At 59.1% G+C, this 14,419-nt stretch carries 14 protein-coding genes and 1 tRNA gene; 5 read left to right on the forward strand and 10 right to left on the reverse strand.

All coding sequences use genetic code 11. The features are described 5' to 3' along the window. Positions 1-25 precede the first annotated feature (25 nt). The gene (locus ACO6TG_RS10985; protein WP_422378214.1) at positions 26-994 is read right to left on the reverse strand and encodes an MBL fold metallo-hydrolase; all 969 of its coding nucleotides are present in this window, start codon (positions 992-994) and stop codon (positions 26-28) included. Positions 995-1,289: 295 nt separating this feature from the next. Here ACO6TG_RS10985 and ACO6TG_RS10990 point away from each other — a divergent pair, with 295 nt between their 5' ends. Next, a complete protein-coding gene (locus ACO6TG_RS10990) occupies positions 1,290-2,201 on the forward strand; it encodes a LytTR family DNA-binding domain-containing protein (protein ID WP_422378215.1) in 912 nt (303 codons plus the stop codon). A gap of 39 nt (positions 2,202-2,240) precedes the next feature. Here the strand turns inward: ACO6TG_RS10990 and ACO6TG_RS10995 are convergent, their stop codons facing one another. The 7 genes from ACO6TG_RS10995 to ACO6TG_RS11025 all read right to left on the reverse strand — a co-directional run bounded on the left by ACO6TG_RS10995 (position 2,241) and on the right by ACO6TG_RS11025 (position 9,459). Continuing rightward, positions 2,241-3,125 carry a CheR family methyltransferase gene (locus tag ACO6TG_RS10995; RefSeq protein ID WP_422378216.1) on the reverse strand — a complete coding sequence of 295 codons (885 nt, stop codon included), beginning with the start codon at positions 3,123-3,125 and terminating at the stop codon, positions 2,241-2,243. After that, positions 3,122-4,342: a protein-glutamate methylesterase/protein-glutamine glutaminase gene (locus ACO6TG_RS11000; RefSeq protein WP_422378217.1), complete on the reverse strand. Its 1,221-nt coding sequence runs from the start codon at positions 4,340-4,342 to the stop codon at positions 3,122-3,124. The genes ACO6TG_RS10995 and ACO6TG_RS11000 overlap by 4 nt, the downstream gene beginning before the upstream one ends. Before the next feature lie 20 nt (positions 4,343-4,362). Next, on the reverse strand, positions 4,363-4,728 hold the full coding sequence (locus tag ACO6TG_RS11005) for a response regulator (protein ID WP_006932059.1): 366 nt from the start codon (positions 4,726-4,728) through the stop codon (positions 4,363-4,365). 38 nt (positions 4,729-4,766) lie between these two features. After that, positions 4,767-5,258, reverse strand: a complete 492-nt coding sequence (locus ACO6TG_RS11010; protein ID WP_422378218.1) for a chemotaxis protein CheW — start codon at positions 5,256-5,258, stop codon at positions 4,767-4,769. Continuing rightward, entirely contained in the window at positions 5,255-8,050 is a 2,796-nt protein-coding gene (locus ACO6TG_RS11015; RefSeq protein WP_422378219.1) for a hybrid sensor histidine kinase/response regulator, read from the reverse strand. The genes ACO6TG_RS11010 and ACO6TG_RS11015 overlap by 4 nt, the downstream gene beginning before the upstream one ends. Positions 8,051-8,184: 134 nt before the next feature. Then, complete coding sequence (chpT, locus tag ACO6TG_RS11020; RefSeq protein ID WP_094072429.1) at positions 8,185-8,829, reverse strand: histidine phosphotransferase ChpT; 645 nt, start codon at positions 8,827-8,829, stop codon at positions 8,185-8,187. A gap of 174 nt (positions 8,830-9,003) precedes the next feature. Continuing rightward, positions 9,004-9,459 (reverse strand): YHS domain-containing (seleno)protein, encoded by a 456-nt coding sequence (locus ACO6TG_RS11025; RefSeq protein WP_422378220.1) that lies wholly within the window; start codon positions 9,457-9,459, stop codon positions 9,004-9,006. Between the two features lie 153 nt (positions 9,460-9,612). On the opposite strand from ACO6TG_RS11025, the gene ACO6TG_RS11030 reads away from it, so the two are divergent. From ACO6TG_RS11030 to ACO6TG_RS11040, 3 genes are all read left to right on the forward strand, one after another. Then, positions 9,613-10,218 (forward strand): DUF1134 domain-containing protein, encoded by a 606-nt coding sequence (locus ACO6TG_RS11030; RefSeq protein WP_422378221.1) that lies wholly within the window; start codon positions 9,613-9,615, stop codon positions 10,216-10,218. Positions 10,219-10,338: 120 nt separating this feature from the next. Further along, positions 10,339-11,718 (forward strand): hypothetical protein, encoded by a 1,380-nt coding sequence (locus tag ACO6TG_RS11035; RefSeq protein WP_422378222.1) that lies wholly within the window; start codon positions 10,339-10,341, stop codon positions 11,716-11,718. A 60-nt stretch (positions 11,719-11,778) separates the two neighbouring features. Then, a complete protein-coding gene (locus ACO6TG_RS11040; protein ID WP_094072432.1) occupies positions 11,779-12,561 on the forward strand; it encodes a DeoR/GlpR family DNA-binding transcription regulator in 783 nt (260 codons plus the stop codon). A 106-nt stretch (positions 12,562-12,667) separates the two neighbouring features. Here ACO6TG_RS11040 and ACO6TG_RS11045 read toward each other — a convergent pair. Both ACO6TG_RS11045 and ACO6TG_RS11050 read right to left on the reverse strand, forming a co-directional pair. Continuing rightward, a tRNA-Glu gene (locus tag ACO6TG_RS11045) sits at positions 12,668-12,743 on the reverse strand. 141 nt (positions 12,744-12,884) lie between these two features. Next, positions 12,885-13,241: a hypothetical protein gene (locus tag ACO6TG_RS11050; RefSeq protein WP_094072433.1), complete on the reverse strand. Its 357-nt coding sequence runs from the start codon at positions 13,239-13,241 to the stop codon at positions 12,885-12,887. Between ACO6TG_RS11050 and ACO6TG_RS11055 the strand changes: the two genes are divergently transcribed. Then, the gene (locus ACO6TG_RS11055; protein WP_422378223.1) at positions 13,240-14,265 is read left to right on the forward strand and encodes an RluA family pseudouridine synthase; all 1,026 of its coding nucleotides are present in this window, start codon (positions 13,240-13,242) and stop codon (positions 14,263-14,265) included. The two genes, ACO6TG_RS11050 and ACO6TG_RS11055, sit on opposite strands and share 2 nt — an antisense overlap. Positions 14,266-14,419: the final 154 nt, after the last annotated feature.

Raw genomic sequence — 14,419 nt, forward strand, 5'->3', positions numbered from 1 at the left:
CTGCAGCGATCCGAAGCTGCGCTTGTCAGAGGTTCAGCTGGTAGGACGCCGGTACATACCGGAATCCGTCTCCCTGCGCCGCGACATAGCCAACCGCCGGGAAAGGCATGTGGTAGCCCACAAAGGGCACCTTGTCCGCAGCCAGCATGCCCAAAACGCTTTTGCGCGTGGCCGCGGCTGCTTCCTTGTCCATGTCGAAGCGGACCTCCCACTCCGGATGGGCGAGTGACCAGACATAATGGTTGGCGAGGTCGGCTGCCAGCAGCAATTGCTTGCCGCCATCTTCCAGCATGTAGACGGTATGACCTGGCGTATGACCGTTGGCTGCCATGGCAGTAATGCCGGACACCACACTGCCACCATCACCGAGGAAGGTCATCTTTTCGGCCAGCGGCTTGACGTTTTTCGCCATCAGTTTGGTGACACCGTTGGCTTCGGGATCCATGCCCGCCCAGAAGTCATATTCCTTCTGCGCGATGACATAGCGTGCGTTCGGGAACGCCGGCGCGCCGCCTTCCATGAGACCGCCGATATGGTCCGGATGCATGTGCGTGATCACGACTACATCAACCTGTTCCGGTGTATAACCGGCGCTTTCCAGAGCAGCACGCATGTTCCCGCGCGCCGGGCGGCCGCCTTCGCCGACCCCGGTGTCGAAAAGCACCAGTTCATTGCCGGTGTTGACGAGCGTCGGTGTGAAGAAGGCCTTGAAGGTGTCCGCCGGTATGAAATTGTCAGCCGAGGCAGCGGCAAACGTGTCCGCATCGACATTCATGCCGAAAGTCTTTTGCGGATCGCCCACCGTCACGGCCCCGTCCAGAAGCGTATTCACTTCAAAGCCGCCTACGGCATATCGTGCGACCGGTGCAGTCATTGCGCCCTGTTTTTCGGCAGCCGCCAACACAGGTGACGCAGACATCAGCCCTGCCCCTGCCAGGGCACCACCGGCACCGAGAAGCGCAGCACGGCGCGACAATTCCACTTTAACGTCCATGTGTATCTCCGATCAATTCCGATAAGTCGGGAGCGTTTATCTCCTTGCGACAGCCGGGGATGGGGCCTCGTGCATGGCTTTCATCGCAAAAATGACAGGGTTAACTTGTCGCGGTGGCGGCAAAAGAAAAGACACCGTTTCGTGAGCTGAACGAAAATGCGTGATTTCTTCAACAACACTAAGTTGAGGAAATATCCAATAAATTCAACATATTAACTAATGATCATTTCACGCTTCTTGAATGACAGGCCCTTTGCGCCATACTTCAGGGCAGCTTTGACTTGAGATCAGCGCCATGACACGCACCCAGTCGACCCATGTTCTGTTCCTTGCGGTGGCGGCAGCACTGCTGCTCGCGGCAAACCAGATCGGTCGTCCTGCCGACTGGTCGCTTGTGGCCGTTTACGGATACTGGACTGGCCGTGTATTGATCGAGGCCGCCCTGTTCCTTGCATTTGCAGACCTCATCGGCCGTCTGCCCGGCCTGCGGGCGCGCCCGGTTTTCACCTGCGCCTTCGCCGCGCTGGTCAGTCTAGTTCCGTTCGTTCTTTCCATTACTGCTCTTGACCTGATCCTGGGCCTACCGGAACTTGACGGCACGGTCGAGATGACGACAACGCCCGCCCCCATGGCCGGGACAACACATGTCGGGTCGTTCCTGCGCGAACTCGTTTATCTGTCGGATAATCATCTGGCGCTCTGCCTGTTGCTATCGGCGCCCCGCCTCCTGCCGGGTCTCAGTCGTGCTGATGAACCGATGCAGTCCCCCGATGGACGAGACAAGATTGACCCTGCTCCGGCTGTGGAAACGGAATTGGTTTCCGGTCCGGCGACACTCCTGCAAAAAGAGCAGGAAGAGACTGGCTCCACCGGATACCAGCGCCACCTCGAGCGGCCGCTGGCAGGCGCGCTTGTACGCGTTGAAGCGCAGGAACATTATGTGCGCCTGGTCAGTCAGAGCGACTCCCAGATGCTGCTTTACCGCTTCAACGACATCGTGGCCGAACTTCCCGTCGAACTCGGCATGCAGGTACACAGAAGCCATTGGGTTGCTTATGCGGCCGTGAACGCACTGTTCCGGGAGGGAGGCCGTCTGTTCCTCTCACTCCGGGACGGCACCAAGGTTCCGGTCAGCCGCAAGTTTGCCTCCGCCGTGCGCACGTGGCTGTCCGAAGAGGCTGCCAATGAAAAAAGGGCGGTCTCCTGACCGCCCTACTGTCGTTCTTGCAAATTGTGTCCGCTGGTTTCAGCGCTGCAGGCCACCTGCAGCGCCAACAGCAAGACGCGGACTTGCAATGGTGCCCGTGCTCGACTGCATTGCCTGCTTCTTCTGAAACAGCCCGCGTTTGCCGGAGACCGGCTTGAACGCATCTGTCAGACCCACGACCGTTTCGGCAGCTCCCAGCACCAGGAAGCCGTCATCCGGCATGGATTTCGCCAGACGCCCGAGGATCTCGGTCTTGGTTGCCTGATCAAAATAGATCAGCACGTTGCGGCAGAAGATGATGTCGAATTCGCCAAGATGCGTGAAGCTTTCCAGGAGATTGAGCTTCTTCCATTCGATCATCGCCCGCATGCTGGCATTGATCTGCCACATGTCGCCCTTCTGCTCAAAATACTTGAGCAGCATCTGGATCGGCAAACCGCGCTGAACCTCGAACTGGCTGTAAAGACCGGTCTTGGCTTTCTCGAGCACTTCCTGGCTGAGGTCGGTGCCCAGGATGCGGGTCCGCCAGCCACCCATTTTGGCAGCTGCCTCCTTGAGGCAGATCCCCAGTGAATAGGGTTCCTGCCCGGTCGAAGCCGCAGCACACCAGATTTTCAGCTGTTTGCGCGTCGCCCGGCTTTCCAGCAGTGCCGGCAGCATGGTGTCCTTGAAATGATCGAACGGCGTCTTGTCGCGGAAGAAGAACGACTCGTTGGTCGTCATCGCCTCGATGACATCCGTTTCCAGCGCGCGGTCACCGCCCCGCTGCAGTTTCTGGATCACCGCGCTCAAGGTTTCGAGCTTGGCGCTGCGCGCGATCGGCAGAAGACGGCTTTCGACGAGATACTGCTTGTCGTTTGACAGAACCAGGCCGGACTTCGTCTTGAGGAAGTTTTTCAGGAATTCGAACTCGCTTGGGGTCATCTTGTGTTCCCCTTCAGAACGCGCGAGATCTTAGGCCCGATCTCCTTCAAGGGTAATATCTCACAGCACACGCCTGTCTGCGCAGCCGCCCCCGGCATGCCCCAGACAACGCTTGTCGCCTCGTCTTGTGTAATCACACTGCCGCCACCGGCTGCAATGGTCTTCACGCCATCCGCACCGTCGTGCCCCATGCCCGTCAGAATGACGCCGAGGCTTGCTGAACCGTAGGCCTTGGCCACGCTGTCGAACAGCGGATCGACGGCGGGTTTGCAGAAATTCACCGGCGGTCCGTCTGTCAGGCGGATCTTGACCGTGCCAGCATCCTTTTCCAGCACCATGTGCTTGCCACCGGGCGCGACATAGATGTTGCCGGGTTTCAGCACTTCGCCATCTTCACCTTCCTTGGCCGGCCGCAGGGCGGCCTTGCCCATATGTTCGGCCAGGATTGCAGTAAAGGTCGGCGGCATATGCTGGGTGACCACAACCGGAACGTCGTTCATCGCCGTGCCGACTTCCTTCATCACTTCCTGCAGAGCCTGAGGACCACCGGTGGATGAACCGATCGCCAGGATCCGGGGCCGTGCGGAGGAATAGGGCCGGGTTTTGAACTTCGACGCCGCCGCGGCGGCAGCCGGCTGTGCAGCTCCACGAAAGCTTGCCCGTGTATCCGTTGTCGGGCGGGCGGTTACCGGCCGGACCGGCTGTGCCGTGCGCCCAGCATTGGTCTCCGCGCGCATCGTACGCGCCGGACCACGCATGCGGATCGCCCGGGCCCCAAGGGCCTTGACCTTCTCGACCAGCTCGCGCCGGAAATCGATTGACGTCGTGACTTCGGACGTCGATTCCGGTTTCGGCACATAGTCCGCCGCACCGAGCGACAGGGCCTTGAGGCTGATTTCCGCGTTACGGCGGGTCAGCGTCGACGCCATGATGACGACAAGATCCCGCTTCTTGGCAAGCATGAGCGGCAATGCCGTCATACCGTCCATTTCCGGCATCTCGATGTCCAGAACGACAACGTCAGGATTGCTTTTTTCGATATCGTCGACGGCAAGCTTGCCGTTGCGTTGCGAGCTGACGACTTTCAGACTTTTGTCTTCACCGAGCCAGCGCGTCAGAAGTCCCCGGATGACGACTGCGTCATCGACGACCATGACCTTGATGGGATCGCTGCCCGGACTCGTGCCCGCTGTTATGTTTCTCTGCGCAAACGCCATAGAGACTGCCCAACTCGAGACTAGATGAGACCGACTTCCTGAAACTTCGCTTCGACGATTTCACGGTCGAACGGCTTCATTATGTATTCATTGGCTCCCGCGCGAATGGCACGCGCGATGTGAGCAACATCGTTTTCCGTCGTGCAGAAGACGACGATCGGGTTTTCTCCACCCTCTTCCGCCCGAAGGCTGGTCAAAAACTCAAGACCATCCATGACTGGCATGTTCCAGTCCAGAAGAATGGCGTCCGGCATGGTCTTGCGACATTCGTCAAGCGCCTGCTGGCCATCTTCGGCTTCGGTGATCTCGAAGTTCATGTCCTCCAGGATGCGGCGGGCGACCTTACGGATGACACTGGAGTCATCGACTACAAGGCACTGTTTCATAAGGTGTAACTCCACTTAGGCGGCCGTTCTCGGCCTACTTATGCTGCAGCCATTGGTTCAGTGAACATCGCGCCAAGCAGTCGGTCCACATCGAGAATGACCATCAGCTGGCCGTCCAGTCGGTGCACTCCGCCGGAAATTTCGGCCCAACGTCGATCAAGGTTCGACGGATTGGGCTCTGCCGAGGCGGATGGCAGGGTCAGAACTTCGCCGACGGTGTCAATCACCAGGCCGTAGCTTTCCTGCTTGTACTCGATGCCGACTGCCATCATCTGCCCTTCCTCCAGCGGAGGCAAGTGCAGACGCCGGCGCATGTTGATCGCGGTAACGATCCGGCCACGCAAGTTGAGCACTCCGGCCACTTCCGGTGCCGACATCGGCACGCGTGTCACGCTCTCGGGCACAAACACGTCATGGACCTGGGAGATCGGCAAACCGAACAGCTGCCCACCAATCACGACCGTCACATACTGGATCATGTCGCTTGCGGTTTTTTGATCGTCAGGAAGTTTGTGTTCCAGCACACTCATGCTGCAGCTCCCATTTCACCGGAGAAGACGTCTTTCAGGGCGGCGATCAGGCCGGGCCGGTCGAATTTGGCGACATAGTCGTCAAAACCTGCCTGGCGGCCGCGTTCGATGGAGGCCGGCGTCACCAGGGATGACAAGGCCAGCATCGGAATGTTGCGGAACCGTGGATCACGGCGCAGCGATTCACAGAACTCGAAACCGTTGATCTCCGGCATTTCGATGTCGCTGACGATCGCATGGAACTTGTCGCCGTTTTCAAGCAGTTCGAAGGCCTGCTGCGGACCGATACAGGTGGTCACGTCGTAACCGGCTGCTTTCAGGACCGGGGTCAGCATGTTGCGGAAGAACGCCGAGTCGTCGACGAAGAGAACCTTCTTCGTCAGGGCCTCGATATCCATTTCCTTGCGCATGAACCAGTCTTCAAAGGCCTGCGGCAGGTAGTAGCCGAGATCGATGATTTCCGTTGCACGTTCCTTGACGACAGCGGAGCCAAGAATGCCTGGACGTTCCGAACCGACTTCGATGTTCATGCGGTCTTCGACAATGTCGACGATCTCGTCGACCACAAGACCCATGGAGCGGCCGGCGTCGGAGAAGACCAGCATCGGCTGTGTGCCTTCCGTCTTGTGGCAATCGCCTTCGTTGACATAGACCAGCGGCATCAGGGCACCGCGATACTGGACCAGGTCGCGGCCGTTGGAGCGCTCGATCTTCGAGACCTCGAATTCCTCCAGGCGCGTGACCAGCGACAGCGGGACGGCCTTCGGTTCCGGTGCACCTGCACGGAACAGCAGGAGCGAAATGGCGTTCTGACCGGTCATGGCCTTGCGCTGCAGGTCCTCTTGTTCGTCTTCCTGGTTCTCCGCCACCGCGCTGGACGCATGGCTTGCCATGGCGCTTGCGATACCATTCGGATCGATGATCATGATCACCGAGCCGTCGCCCAGGATTGTGTTGCCGGAGAACATGTCGAGCGCACGCAGCATCGTGGACATCGGCTTGACCACGATTTCCTCCGTATGGAAGACCCCGTCGACAACGACGCCGAAGGTCTGGCTGCCGACCTGCATGACGACGATGAAACCGTTGTCTGCATCAATGGCCTGCTCAACGTCCTCGCCTTCATAGATGCCGAGAAGCTGGGACAGGTGCACGAGCGGCAGCAGCTTGTTGCGCAAGCGCAGCACCGGAGTGTCCTTGATCCGCTCGATGCGGTGTTCGGAATTGGTCTGAACACGGACCAGTTCGACAACCGACAGCTGCGGGATCGCGAAACGGTCACCGCTCGCCTCGACAATAAGAGTCGACACGATTGCCAGCGTCAGCGGGATCTTGATGATGAAGCTGGAGCCCTTGCCGGTCTGCGAACGCAGATCGACCGTGCCGCCAATCAGCTCGATGTTGTTGCGCACAACATCCATGCCGACGCCGCGGCCGGATACGCTGGTGACTTCGGCCGCTGTGGAGAAACCGGCCGCGAAGATGAACTTATGGATCTGGGAATCCGTCATCTTCTCGATTTCGGCTTCGCTCGCCAGGCCACGCTCCAGGACCTTCGCCTTCACGCGGTCAACGTCGATGCCCTTACCATCGTCGCGGACTTCGATGATGATATGGCCGCCTTCATGATAGGCAGCAAGCGTGATCGTGCCTTTTTCCGGCTTGCCGGCGGCGCGACGGTCTTCCGGGCGCTCCAGGCCATGATCGGCGGAATTGCGGACCATGTGGGTCAGCGGATCCTTGATCATTTCCAGGACCTGGCGGTCCAGTTCGGTATCCGCGCCGATCATTTCCAGATCGATCGGCTTGGCCAGTTCCTGGCTGAGGTCACGAACGATGCGCGGCAGCTTCTGCCAGGCATTGCCGATCGGCTGCATGCGCGTCGCCATGACGCCTTCCTGCAGCTCGGCCGTCACGTTCGACAGACGTTGCAGCGGAACCTTGAATTCGCTGTCTTCGTGCCGGCGCACGATTTCCAGAAGCTGGTTCCGGGTCAGCACGAGTTCGGACACCATCGTCATCAGGTGTTCGAGCGTGTCGACGGCAACGCGAATGCTTTGGTTGGAAACACCGCCGGCCTTTTTCTTCTCCGGATCCTTGGCCTCGGCCTTCGCTTCGGCCTTTGGTGCGGCTGCCGCGGGCGCTGGTGCGGGCGTCGGCTCGGCTTCCGGCTCCTCGACCTCGTCGTGGGCTTCTTCCACCTCGACCGGGTCGGCTTCGGCGACCTCTACCTCGATTTCGGTTTCCTGGAAGGCACGCTCCAGCTCGTCGAGCGAGACTTCGCCCGGGCGCAGCGGCCGTTCAAGGGTCTGATCGGGAACTGAAATATCTTCTTCGGCTTCGGCCGGCGCTTCGGCAGCAGCCTCTTCAGCCGGAGCTTCCTCTTCGGCACCGCCGCCCGCCATGGCCGCATCGGCCTTTGCGGACATTTCTTCCAGCTTACCGATCAGCTCGCTGTCATCACCTTCCGGCTCTTCGCCTTCGGCAGCTTCCAGCTCGTTCAGGATTTCCTTGATCTGGTCGATCGAAATCAGAATAAGGGACACAGCTTCCTGCGTGACGGGCGCACCGTCGCGGAATTTGCCCATTAGCGTTTCCGCAGCGTGGGCTATGCCTTCAAGCCGGGGGAGGCCAAGGAAACCGCAGGTGCCTTTGATCGTATGCACCAGGCGGAAGATATTGTCCAAAATAGTAGCGTTGTTCGGTTCTTGCTCGAATTTTACGAGCTCAACGTCAACAACATCGAGACTCTCGTTCGTCTCGGTAATGAATTCCCTGAGGAGGTCGTCCATGGCCTGCTCTCACCCGACTTGTTACTGGTTCCGCATCCCGAAAAGGATGTCTGGACCGAGAAGTCCATGAGAGCTAGGTTGACGGCAAACAGTTAAGATACGCTGAAGCGGTCGGAGACTTTTGGCAGGCCGATTTACACTGTCGGAAGCGCTGTAATTTTTACCAGATCTTCTTGTTTATCTATTGTTAATACCATGCCACTTTCACGTGCAAGCAACAGCGTATAGATCGGCTGTACGGAATGCGCATCGACGCGTTCCGGCTCTTCTCCGCCAAGAGTTTCCTTCATTCCAAGCGGAATGCGCGGGTTCAGGCCGCTTGCGTGTAACGTAAAGGACGGGGACTGCGGCTCGCCTTCCATTTCAACCTTGATTTCGCCGCCACGCGGGACGCACTGGTTAGCGATCAGGATCAGGTTGAGCAGTAGCTTGACGTAGTTCTTCGGCATTAAATGCCGGGTCAGTTGCCAATTTAGATCGGATTTTTCGTTTTCCATAAACCCTGTTGCCACGACCTGCGCATCCCCCAGGTCGATTTCCGCACCGGCGGATCCGGCAGCTCCAAACGCGAGCCGCGCGAACTGCAACTTGGCTGACGCCTGCCGTGCGCTTTTGCGAATGAGGTCCATGGCGAATTCGCGCATGTCCTCAGACCCTTCCTCGTCAAGCACCTCAAGGCCGTTGGTTATGGCCCCCACCGGAGAGATGATGTCGTGGCAGACGCGGCTGGCCACCAGAGCGGCCAGATCAAGAGAAGAAAGCTCTTTAAGTGCGGACATGGCGATGTTGGCTCTTGTTGAAGATCTCGGCAGGAACTGATTCGCAGTAATCCGCCTGAGATTTACACATCCGCCAAGCCGCTGCCAAGGCAATGCGGCGCTGCAATCCGGGTCATCCAGATGAAAGTTGCCCGGATTACCTGAACGAATTGATTTCCGGCACGGTCCGAGGCTTTAGCGGAGGGGAACGCAGCCGACTCGCGCCGCGTTGTCCTGGGCTTCATTTACGAGGCTGGTCGCGTTGACGACAAACAGGAACCGGTTGACCACGGAGTGAAAGAACACGAGCCGGCCGTTGACCACCGCATAGATAAAGGGGTTGCCGGCGGTTGCGAAACCTTCTGACAGGGCAAAGCCGCCACACCCGGCGAACATCGGCGCGTAGGCCTCCGGATCACGGGCAAAGGCGGCCATATTGCCTTCGTTGACAAAGATCCACTCCGCGCCGCCCCATCGGTAGGCATGCTCGCGTTCGCCCTTGCGCGGCTGTCCGTCGACAAAGAAGCTGACCGGATCATGTCCGCCAATCGCATATCCGGTGATTGGATCGGGGACAAAGACCTTTGGCCGCGCAAGACCTTTCCCCGCCAAAACGCATAAAAGCAGGATCAAAACAGCGGAAAGACACATCCTTGTCTTTTTTTCAGGCCAGCTTTTCATCGATTCGGCTTATGTGAGGTGCAAGGAAGCATGCGAATCAGCATGATAATGCATCAGTTTAACATTGCGGTTTGACCGGACGGCAACAGTCGGCCTGCCTGGCATGTAATTGGGAGAATTTGTATGGCACTCGGATCATGGCGCGCCGCGTCCTGGATTTCAGCTGCGTACCTCGTTCTGTTTCTGCTGATCCCATTCAGCCCGACCCAAGCACAGACCTCGGGCAACGAACCCATTCCGCCAAACGCTACCTATGGCGAAGATGAGATCGTGAAGACCGGTCACCAGTTCTTCGGCTCGGTCTCCGGCGGCCTCGCCTCGGTTGTCGAGAAGGCCTTCTCCCGTTACGGCGAACCAAACGGCTACATTCTGGGCGAAGAAGGATCCGGCGCCCTCATTGCCGGGGCGCGCTACGGCGAAGGCCATCTCTACACGCGCAATGCCGGCAATCACAAGGTGTTCTGGCAAGGGCCCTCAGTCGGCTGGGACTTCGGTGCCGACGGCGCCCGGGTCATGATGCTTGTCTATAATCTGCCGACCGTGAACTCGATCTACGACCGGTTCGCCGGGGTCAACGGGTCCGCCTATCTCGTCGGCGGCGTGGGCATGACGGTCCTCTTGAAGAACGAAGTTGTGCTGGTTCCTGTCAGGGCCGGCGTCGGCGCGCGCCTCGGCATCAACATGGGATATCTGAAGATCACCGACAAACCGACCTGGAACCCGTTCTAGGCTTGGGCAGGGTTTGATGGCGAAGCAGCAGCCGAACCTGTAGAAATGACGAGACTTGGCGTTCGCCCGGCACTCGTCTAATGATGAAGCCAGGAGTTAGCACCTGAACGGGAGCCGGACTTGATTGAAGCAGCGATGTATGTGGCACTGGGGTTTTGCACCGCCAGCCTGATCGGCTTGGCAATCCTGCCCGCATTCTATCGCCGCGCAGCCCGTCTCACCGAAGAAGCCCTCAGGGCCGTCAACCCTGCCAGCTACGCTGAGGTTCGCGCTGCACAGGACCAGGAGCGCGCGCGCTACGCCGTCGAGCTCACCCGCGTGGAAACGCGCCTTGACCGGGAACGCGAAAAAGCCGCCGGTTTCCATCTTGAGGCCTCCCGCCTGCGCACCGAGATTGAAGCGCTTCAGAAATCGCATCAGGACGCGGTTGCCGGACTGGAAGCCAAACTCACGGCACAAGACAGCGAACACCATGCCGTTGACATGCTGTCTGCCGAAATCAAGACGTTGAAGGAAAAACTGGCGGAGTCCGAAAAGGCTCTGGCAGAAAGCTGGGCGTCGACCGATGACACGTCCTCCGAGGAAGCGTCTTCCAAGGACAAGGATCAGGATACGGACAACGACTGGCTGCCCGCCACCGATACGATGGCACTCGCAACCATTACCGGCCTGGAGGCCGAGGTCGCGACACTCAAATCCAAGCTCGCCAAGTACGAACCAACGGTCGCCAGCGAAGTCGAGGCTTCCTTGCAACACGGCACCAAATCACGCCTCGCCGAACTTGAAGCCCAGCTGGTCGACACCGAAAGCAAATACGTCACGGCTCAGGCCGAGGTTACCCGTCTGTCGCTGATGCTGGAAACCGCCGGTGTCAGCGATACAGCGCCAGACGAACAACTGGAGGCGCAGCTGAAGCAGCTGACTGCCGAGATTTCGGCCCAGCAAACTGACTTACATGCAAAACAGCGCAAGCTCGACAGGCTCGACGGCCAGAACCGCAAGCTGCGCGATGACCTCTCGGCCGCGCCGGAACTGCGGCAATTGCGGGAAGATTTCCGTACCCTGTCCGAGAGGATTTCGGCGGCCGAGGCCGTCTCCGTCAAGCGTGTCGTGAAACGCACTGCGACGAAAAGGAAAAAGGCCCAGGATCCGGGCAACACCGAAGCTGCCGACATTGCCGCAAGTTCGGCGCCTCCGAAGGCCAAGGTGAATGGCGGCCGTTCCAAGCCGGTCCAACGGACAAAAAAGGCCACTGTGGTCAACGCCGCCCCGGCTGAACCAGCGCCGACACCGTCCCCTTCGCCAGCCAAGTCCGCGGACATTGCGTCTGCAGCAGAAGCCCTTGTCAGCCGCATTGTCGCGTCCAGCCGCAACAACAGCGAAGACACGGCCAAGGCGGACGCAGCCCCAGACACCGAAACCGGGACCTCGGCCAAACGCGCCACCGGGTCGGCCCGCAAGGCCAAAACGGCCAATCAGAAAAAACAAGATGTCGCTTGATCTTGCCGTGCAGGGCGTTCAGGTGGTGAGACCGATAATTGCCTGATGGTGCAGACCTAAATGCTGATCGAACGTCACAATGCAATTCTGGAACTAGCCCGTCAGCTTGGCCGGGTCAGCGTGGATGATCTTGCCAAGCGTTTTGACGTCAGCCCGCAGACGATCCGCAAGGATCTGAATGAACTCTGCGACCGGCGTCTGCTCGCCAGGACCCATGGCGGCGCCCTGCTCTCTTCCGGCATCGAAAATGTCGGCTATGAAGCGCGCCGTATCATTTCCAGCCGGGAAAAGGCGGATATTGGCGAGCAGGTCGCAGCACTCATTCCGGACAACGCGTCGATCTTCATCAATATCGGCACCACGACCGAAGCCGTCGCCCAGGCACTGCTGCAGCATCGCGGGCTGATGGTCATCACCAACAACATCAACGTTGCCAGCCTGATGCGCGGCTATTCCCAGATCGAAGTCGTCATCGCTGGCGGCGTTCTGCGCCATGCGGATGGCGGCATCGTCGGCGAGGCCGCCGTGGACTTCATGCGCCAGTTCAAGGTTGATTTTGCCGTGATCGGCGCCTCTGCAATCGACCCGGACGGGTCTTTGCTCGATTATGACTACCGGGAGGTCAAGGTCACCAAGACCATCATGGACAACGCCCGTCACGTCATCCTGGCCGCCGACAGCACCAAATTCGAGCGCACGGCGCCCGTGCGTGTCGGTCATCTGTCACAAGTCAGCACATTCGTCACCGACCACTGCCCCACGCCGGGCTTTGCCAGAATTGCCGAAGACGCTGAAGTCAAGCTGATCGAGACAGGCCTGCAGGCGCACGAGGAAACCGCCTGACGTCCCCTTCCGCCTTCTTTCATGGCGATTGAATAGCGACAACGCCAAGGCGGTGGACAACCTGTTCACCGGCTGTCCAAAATCTGTTTGCAACTTGTGGAGAAGTTGGCACGCCCAACGGGACTCGAACCCGTGTTTCCGCCGTGAAAGGGCGGCGTCCTAGACCGCTAGACGATGGGCGCGCGGTACTCGGAGGCATCAGCCTCTTGCCGAGGACCGTGCGTATACGGCTGCTCAGCCTAAGACGCAACCCCTATTTTTCATTTTTTTGACAAGACCCACGATTTCTCACAGTCCTTGTGCGCGGAACGAATCCCGTTCTCCTACCGCGACACGAAATCGGTGCGGCCCAGCTGCTTGCCGGTGACAGGATCAAAGCGCAGCAATGCGGTCTTGGTGCCTTCGCGCACCAGAACCAGCAGCAAGCCGTCCGACAGATTGGCCTGCAGAACCTCTGCGTCGGCCCCGACAGCGACTGTGGCAGCAAATTGCGCATCGACCGGAACGCCATCGTCACTATTGATCTTGTAGAGAATTGCTGCAAAGACAGCGACAAGACCCAAAACCATGACAAGGGTCGAACCGAACAGAAGGCGTTTCAATTTCGCCTGAATGCGTTCGGCTTCCGGATCAAGCGGCGCCTCACTTGGCCCTCCAGCACGATTTTCAGGTTGAGACATGACAGACAATTCCCTCGAAGATCCGGCCGGGCTGGACCAGGATTTCAGTTTGACAGTTGATGCAGCCGATACCGGCAAGCGGCTGGATGCGGTGTTGGCGGCGCATGTGGACGCCTTGAGCCGCAATAGGATCCAGTCTCTGATCAAGTCCGGAGACGTCACCGTCGGCGGCGCGAAAATAGTGGAGCCGAAATACCGGGTCAATGAAGGTGATACCCTGACCCTCACATTACCTGAGCCGGAGGACCCGGACCCCAAGGGGGAGGACATACCGCTCAGCGTCGTCTTCGAGGACGAGCACCTGATCGTGATCGACAAGCCTGCCGGTCTTGTTGTCCATCCGGGCGCCGGCAACTGGACCGGCACCCTGGTCAATGCGCTGATCCATCATTGCGGCGACAGTCTCTCCGGCATTGGCGGCGTCAAGCGCCCCGGCATCGTGCACAGGATCGACAAGGACACGTCCGGCCTTCTGGTGGTAGCGAAAACCGACCAGGCCCATCAGGGACTTGCGGCGCAGTTTGCCGACCATGGCAAGACCGGTCCACTGGAACGGGCCTATTCGGCGCTGGTCTGGGGGGCACCTTCGAGCCTGAAGGGCACCATCAATGCGAACCTCGCCCGTTCGCAGGCCAATCGGCAGAAGATCGCAGTGGTCAAGACCAGCGGCCGTCACGCCATTACCCACTGGCAGGTCAAGGGGCGTTTCGGCATCGCCGGCGAACCTGCCCTTGCCTCCCTCATGGAATGCCGCCTGGAGACCGGCCGCACGCACCAGATCCGCGTGCACATGGCCCATATCGGTCACCCGCTGATCGGCGACGACGATTACGGCTCCGGCTTCAAGACCAAGGCCAACCGCCTGGAAGACCCGCTCAAGGGCCTCATTCAGGGCTTCACCAGACAGGCGCTTCACGCGGGACTGCTGGCATTCGAACACCCGCTCAGCGGTAAAACTTTGCGTTTTGAGAGCCCTTATCCGGCTGATTTCGCAAAACTTTTGTCGGGATTACAAAAATTTTAGGATGTGTTTCCGATTTATGACCATGTAATCGGCCAATTCCAACCTATATTAGTATTTCTTGTGTGCCTGAATGGACACTGTTCTGCGTCCGTCCTCCCTCCAACATGGCTTGCTTGCGTGGTTCTGCGGGGCAGCGGGAGGGAAAAGGACGCAA

The organism is Roseibium sp., assembly GCF_965233565.1.
Lineage (GTDB): Bacteria > Pseudomonadota > Alphaproteobacteria > Rhizobiales > Stappiaceae > Roseibium.

What these genes read in the sequence shown, in the direction of transcription:
- ACO6TG_RS10985 (WP_422378214.1), bottom strand. Translation starts at nt 994, where the DNA reads ATGGACGTTAAAGTGGAATTGTCGCGCCGTGCTGCGCTTCTCGGTGCC.
- ACO6TG_RS10990 (WP_422378215.1), top strand. Translation starts at nt 1,290, where the DNA reads ATGACACGCACCCAGTCGACCCATGTTCTGTTCCTTGCGGTGGCGGCA.
- ACO6TG_RS10995 (WP_422378216.1), bottom strand. Translation starts at nt 3,125, where the DNA reads ATGACCCCAAGCGAGTTCGAATTCCTGAAAAACTTCCTCAAGACGAAG.
- ACO6TG_RS11000 (WP_422378217.1), bottom strand. Translation starts at nt 4,342, where the DNA reads ATGGCGTTTGCGCAGAGAAACATAACAGCGGGCACGAGTCCGGGCAGC.
- ACO6TG_RS11005 (WP_006932059.1), bottom strand. Translation starts at nt 4,728, where the DNA reads ATGAAACAGTGCCTTGTAGTCGATGACTCCAGTGTCATCCGTAAGGTC.
- ACO6TG_RS11010 (WP_422378218.1), bottom strand. Translation starts at nt 5,258, where the DNA reads ATGAGTGTGCTGGAACACAAACTTCCTGACGATCAAAAAACCGCAAGC.
- ACO6TG_RS11015 (WP_422378219.1), bottom strand. Translation starts at nt 8,050, where the DNA reads ATGGACGACCTCCTCAGGGAATTCATTACCGAGACGAACGAGAGTCTC.
- chpT (WP_094072429.1), bottom strand. Translation starts at nt 8,829, where the DNA reads ATGTCCGCACTTAAAGAGCTTTCTTCTCTTGATCTGGCCGCTCTGGTG.
- ACO6TG_RS11025 (WP_422378220.1), bottom strand. Translation starts at nt 9,459, where the DNA reads ATGTGTCTTTCCGCTGTTTTGATCCTGCTTTTATGCGTTTTGGCGGGG.
- ACO6TG_RS11030 (WP_422378221.1), top strand. Translation starts at nt 9,613, where the DNA reads ATGGCACTCGGATCATGGCGCGCCGCGTCCTGGATTTCAGCTGCGTAC.
- ACO6TG_RS11040 (WP_094072432.1), top strand. Translation starts at nt 11,779, where the DNA reads ATGCTGATCGAACGTCACAATGCAATTCTGGAACTAGCCCGTCAGCTT.
- ACO6TG_RS11055 (WP_422378223.1), top strand. Translation starts at nt 13,240, where the DNA reads ATGACAGACAATTCCCTCGAAGATCCGGCCGGGCTGGACCAGGATTTC.
- ACO6TG_RS11050 (WP_094072433.1), bottom strand. Translation starts at nt 13,241, where the DNA reads ATGTCTCAACCTGAAAATCGTGCTGGAGGGCCAAGTGAGGCGCCGCTT.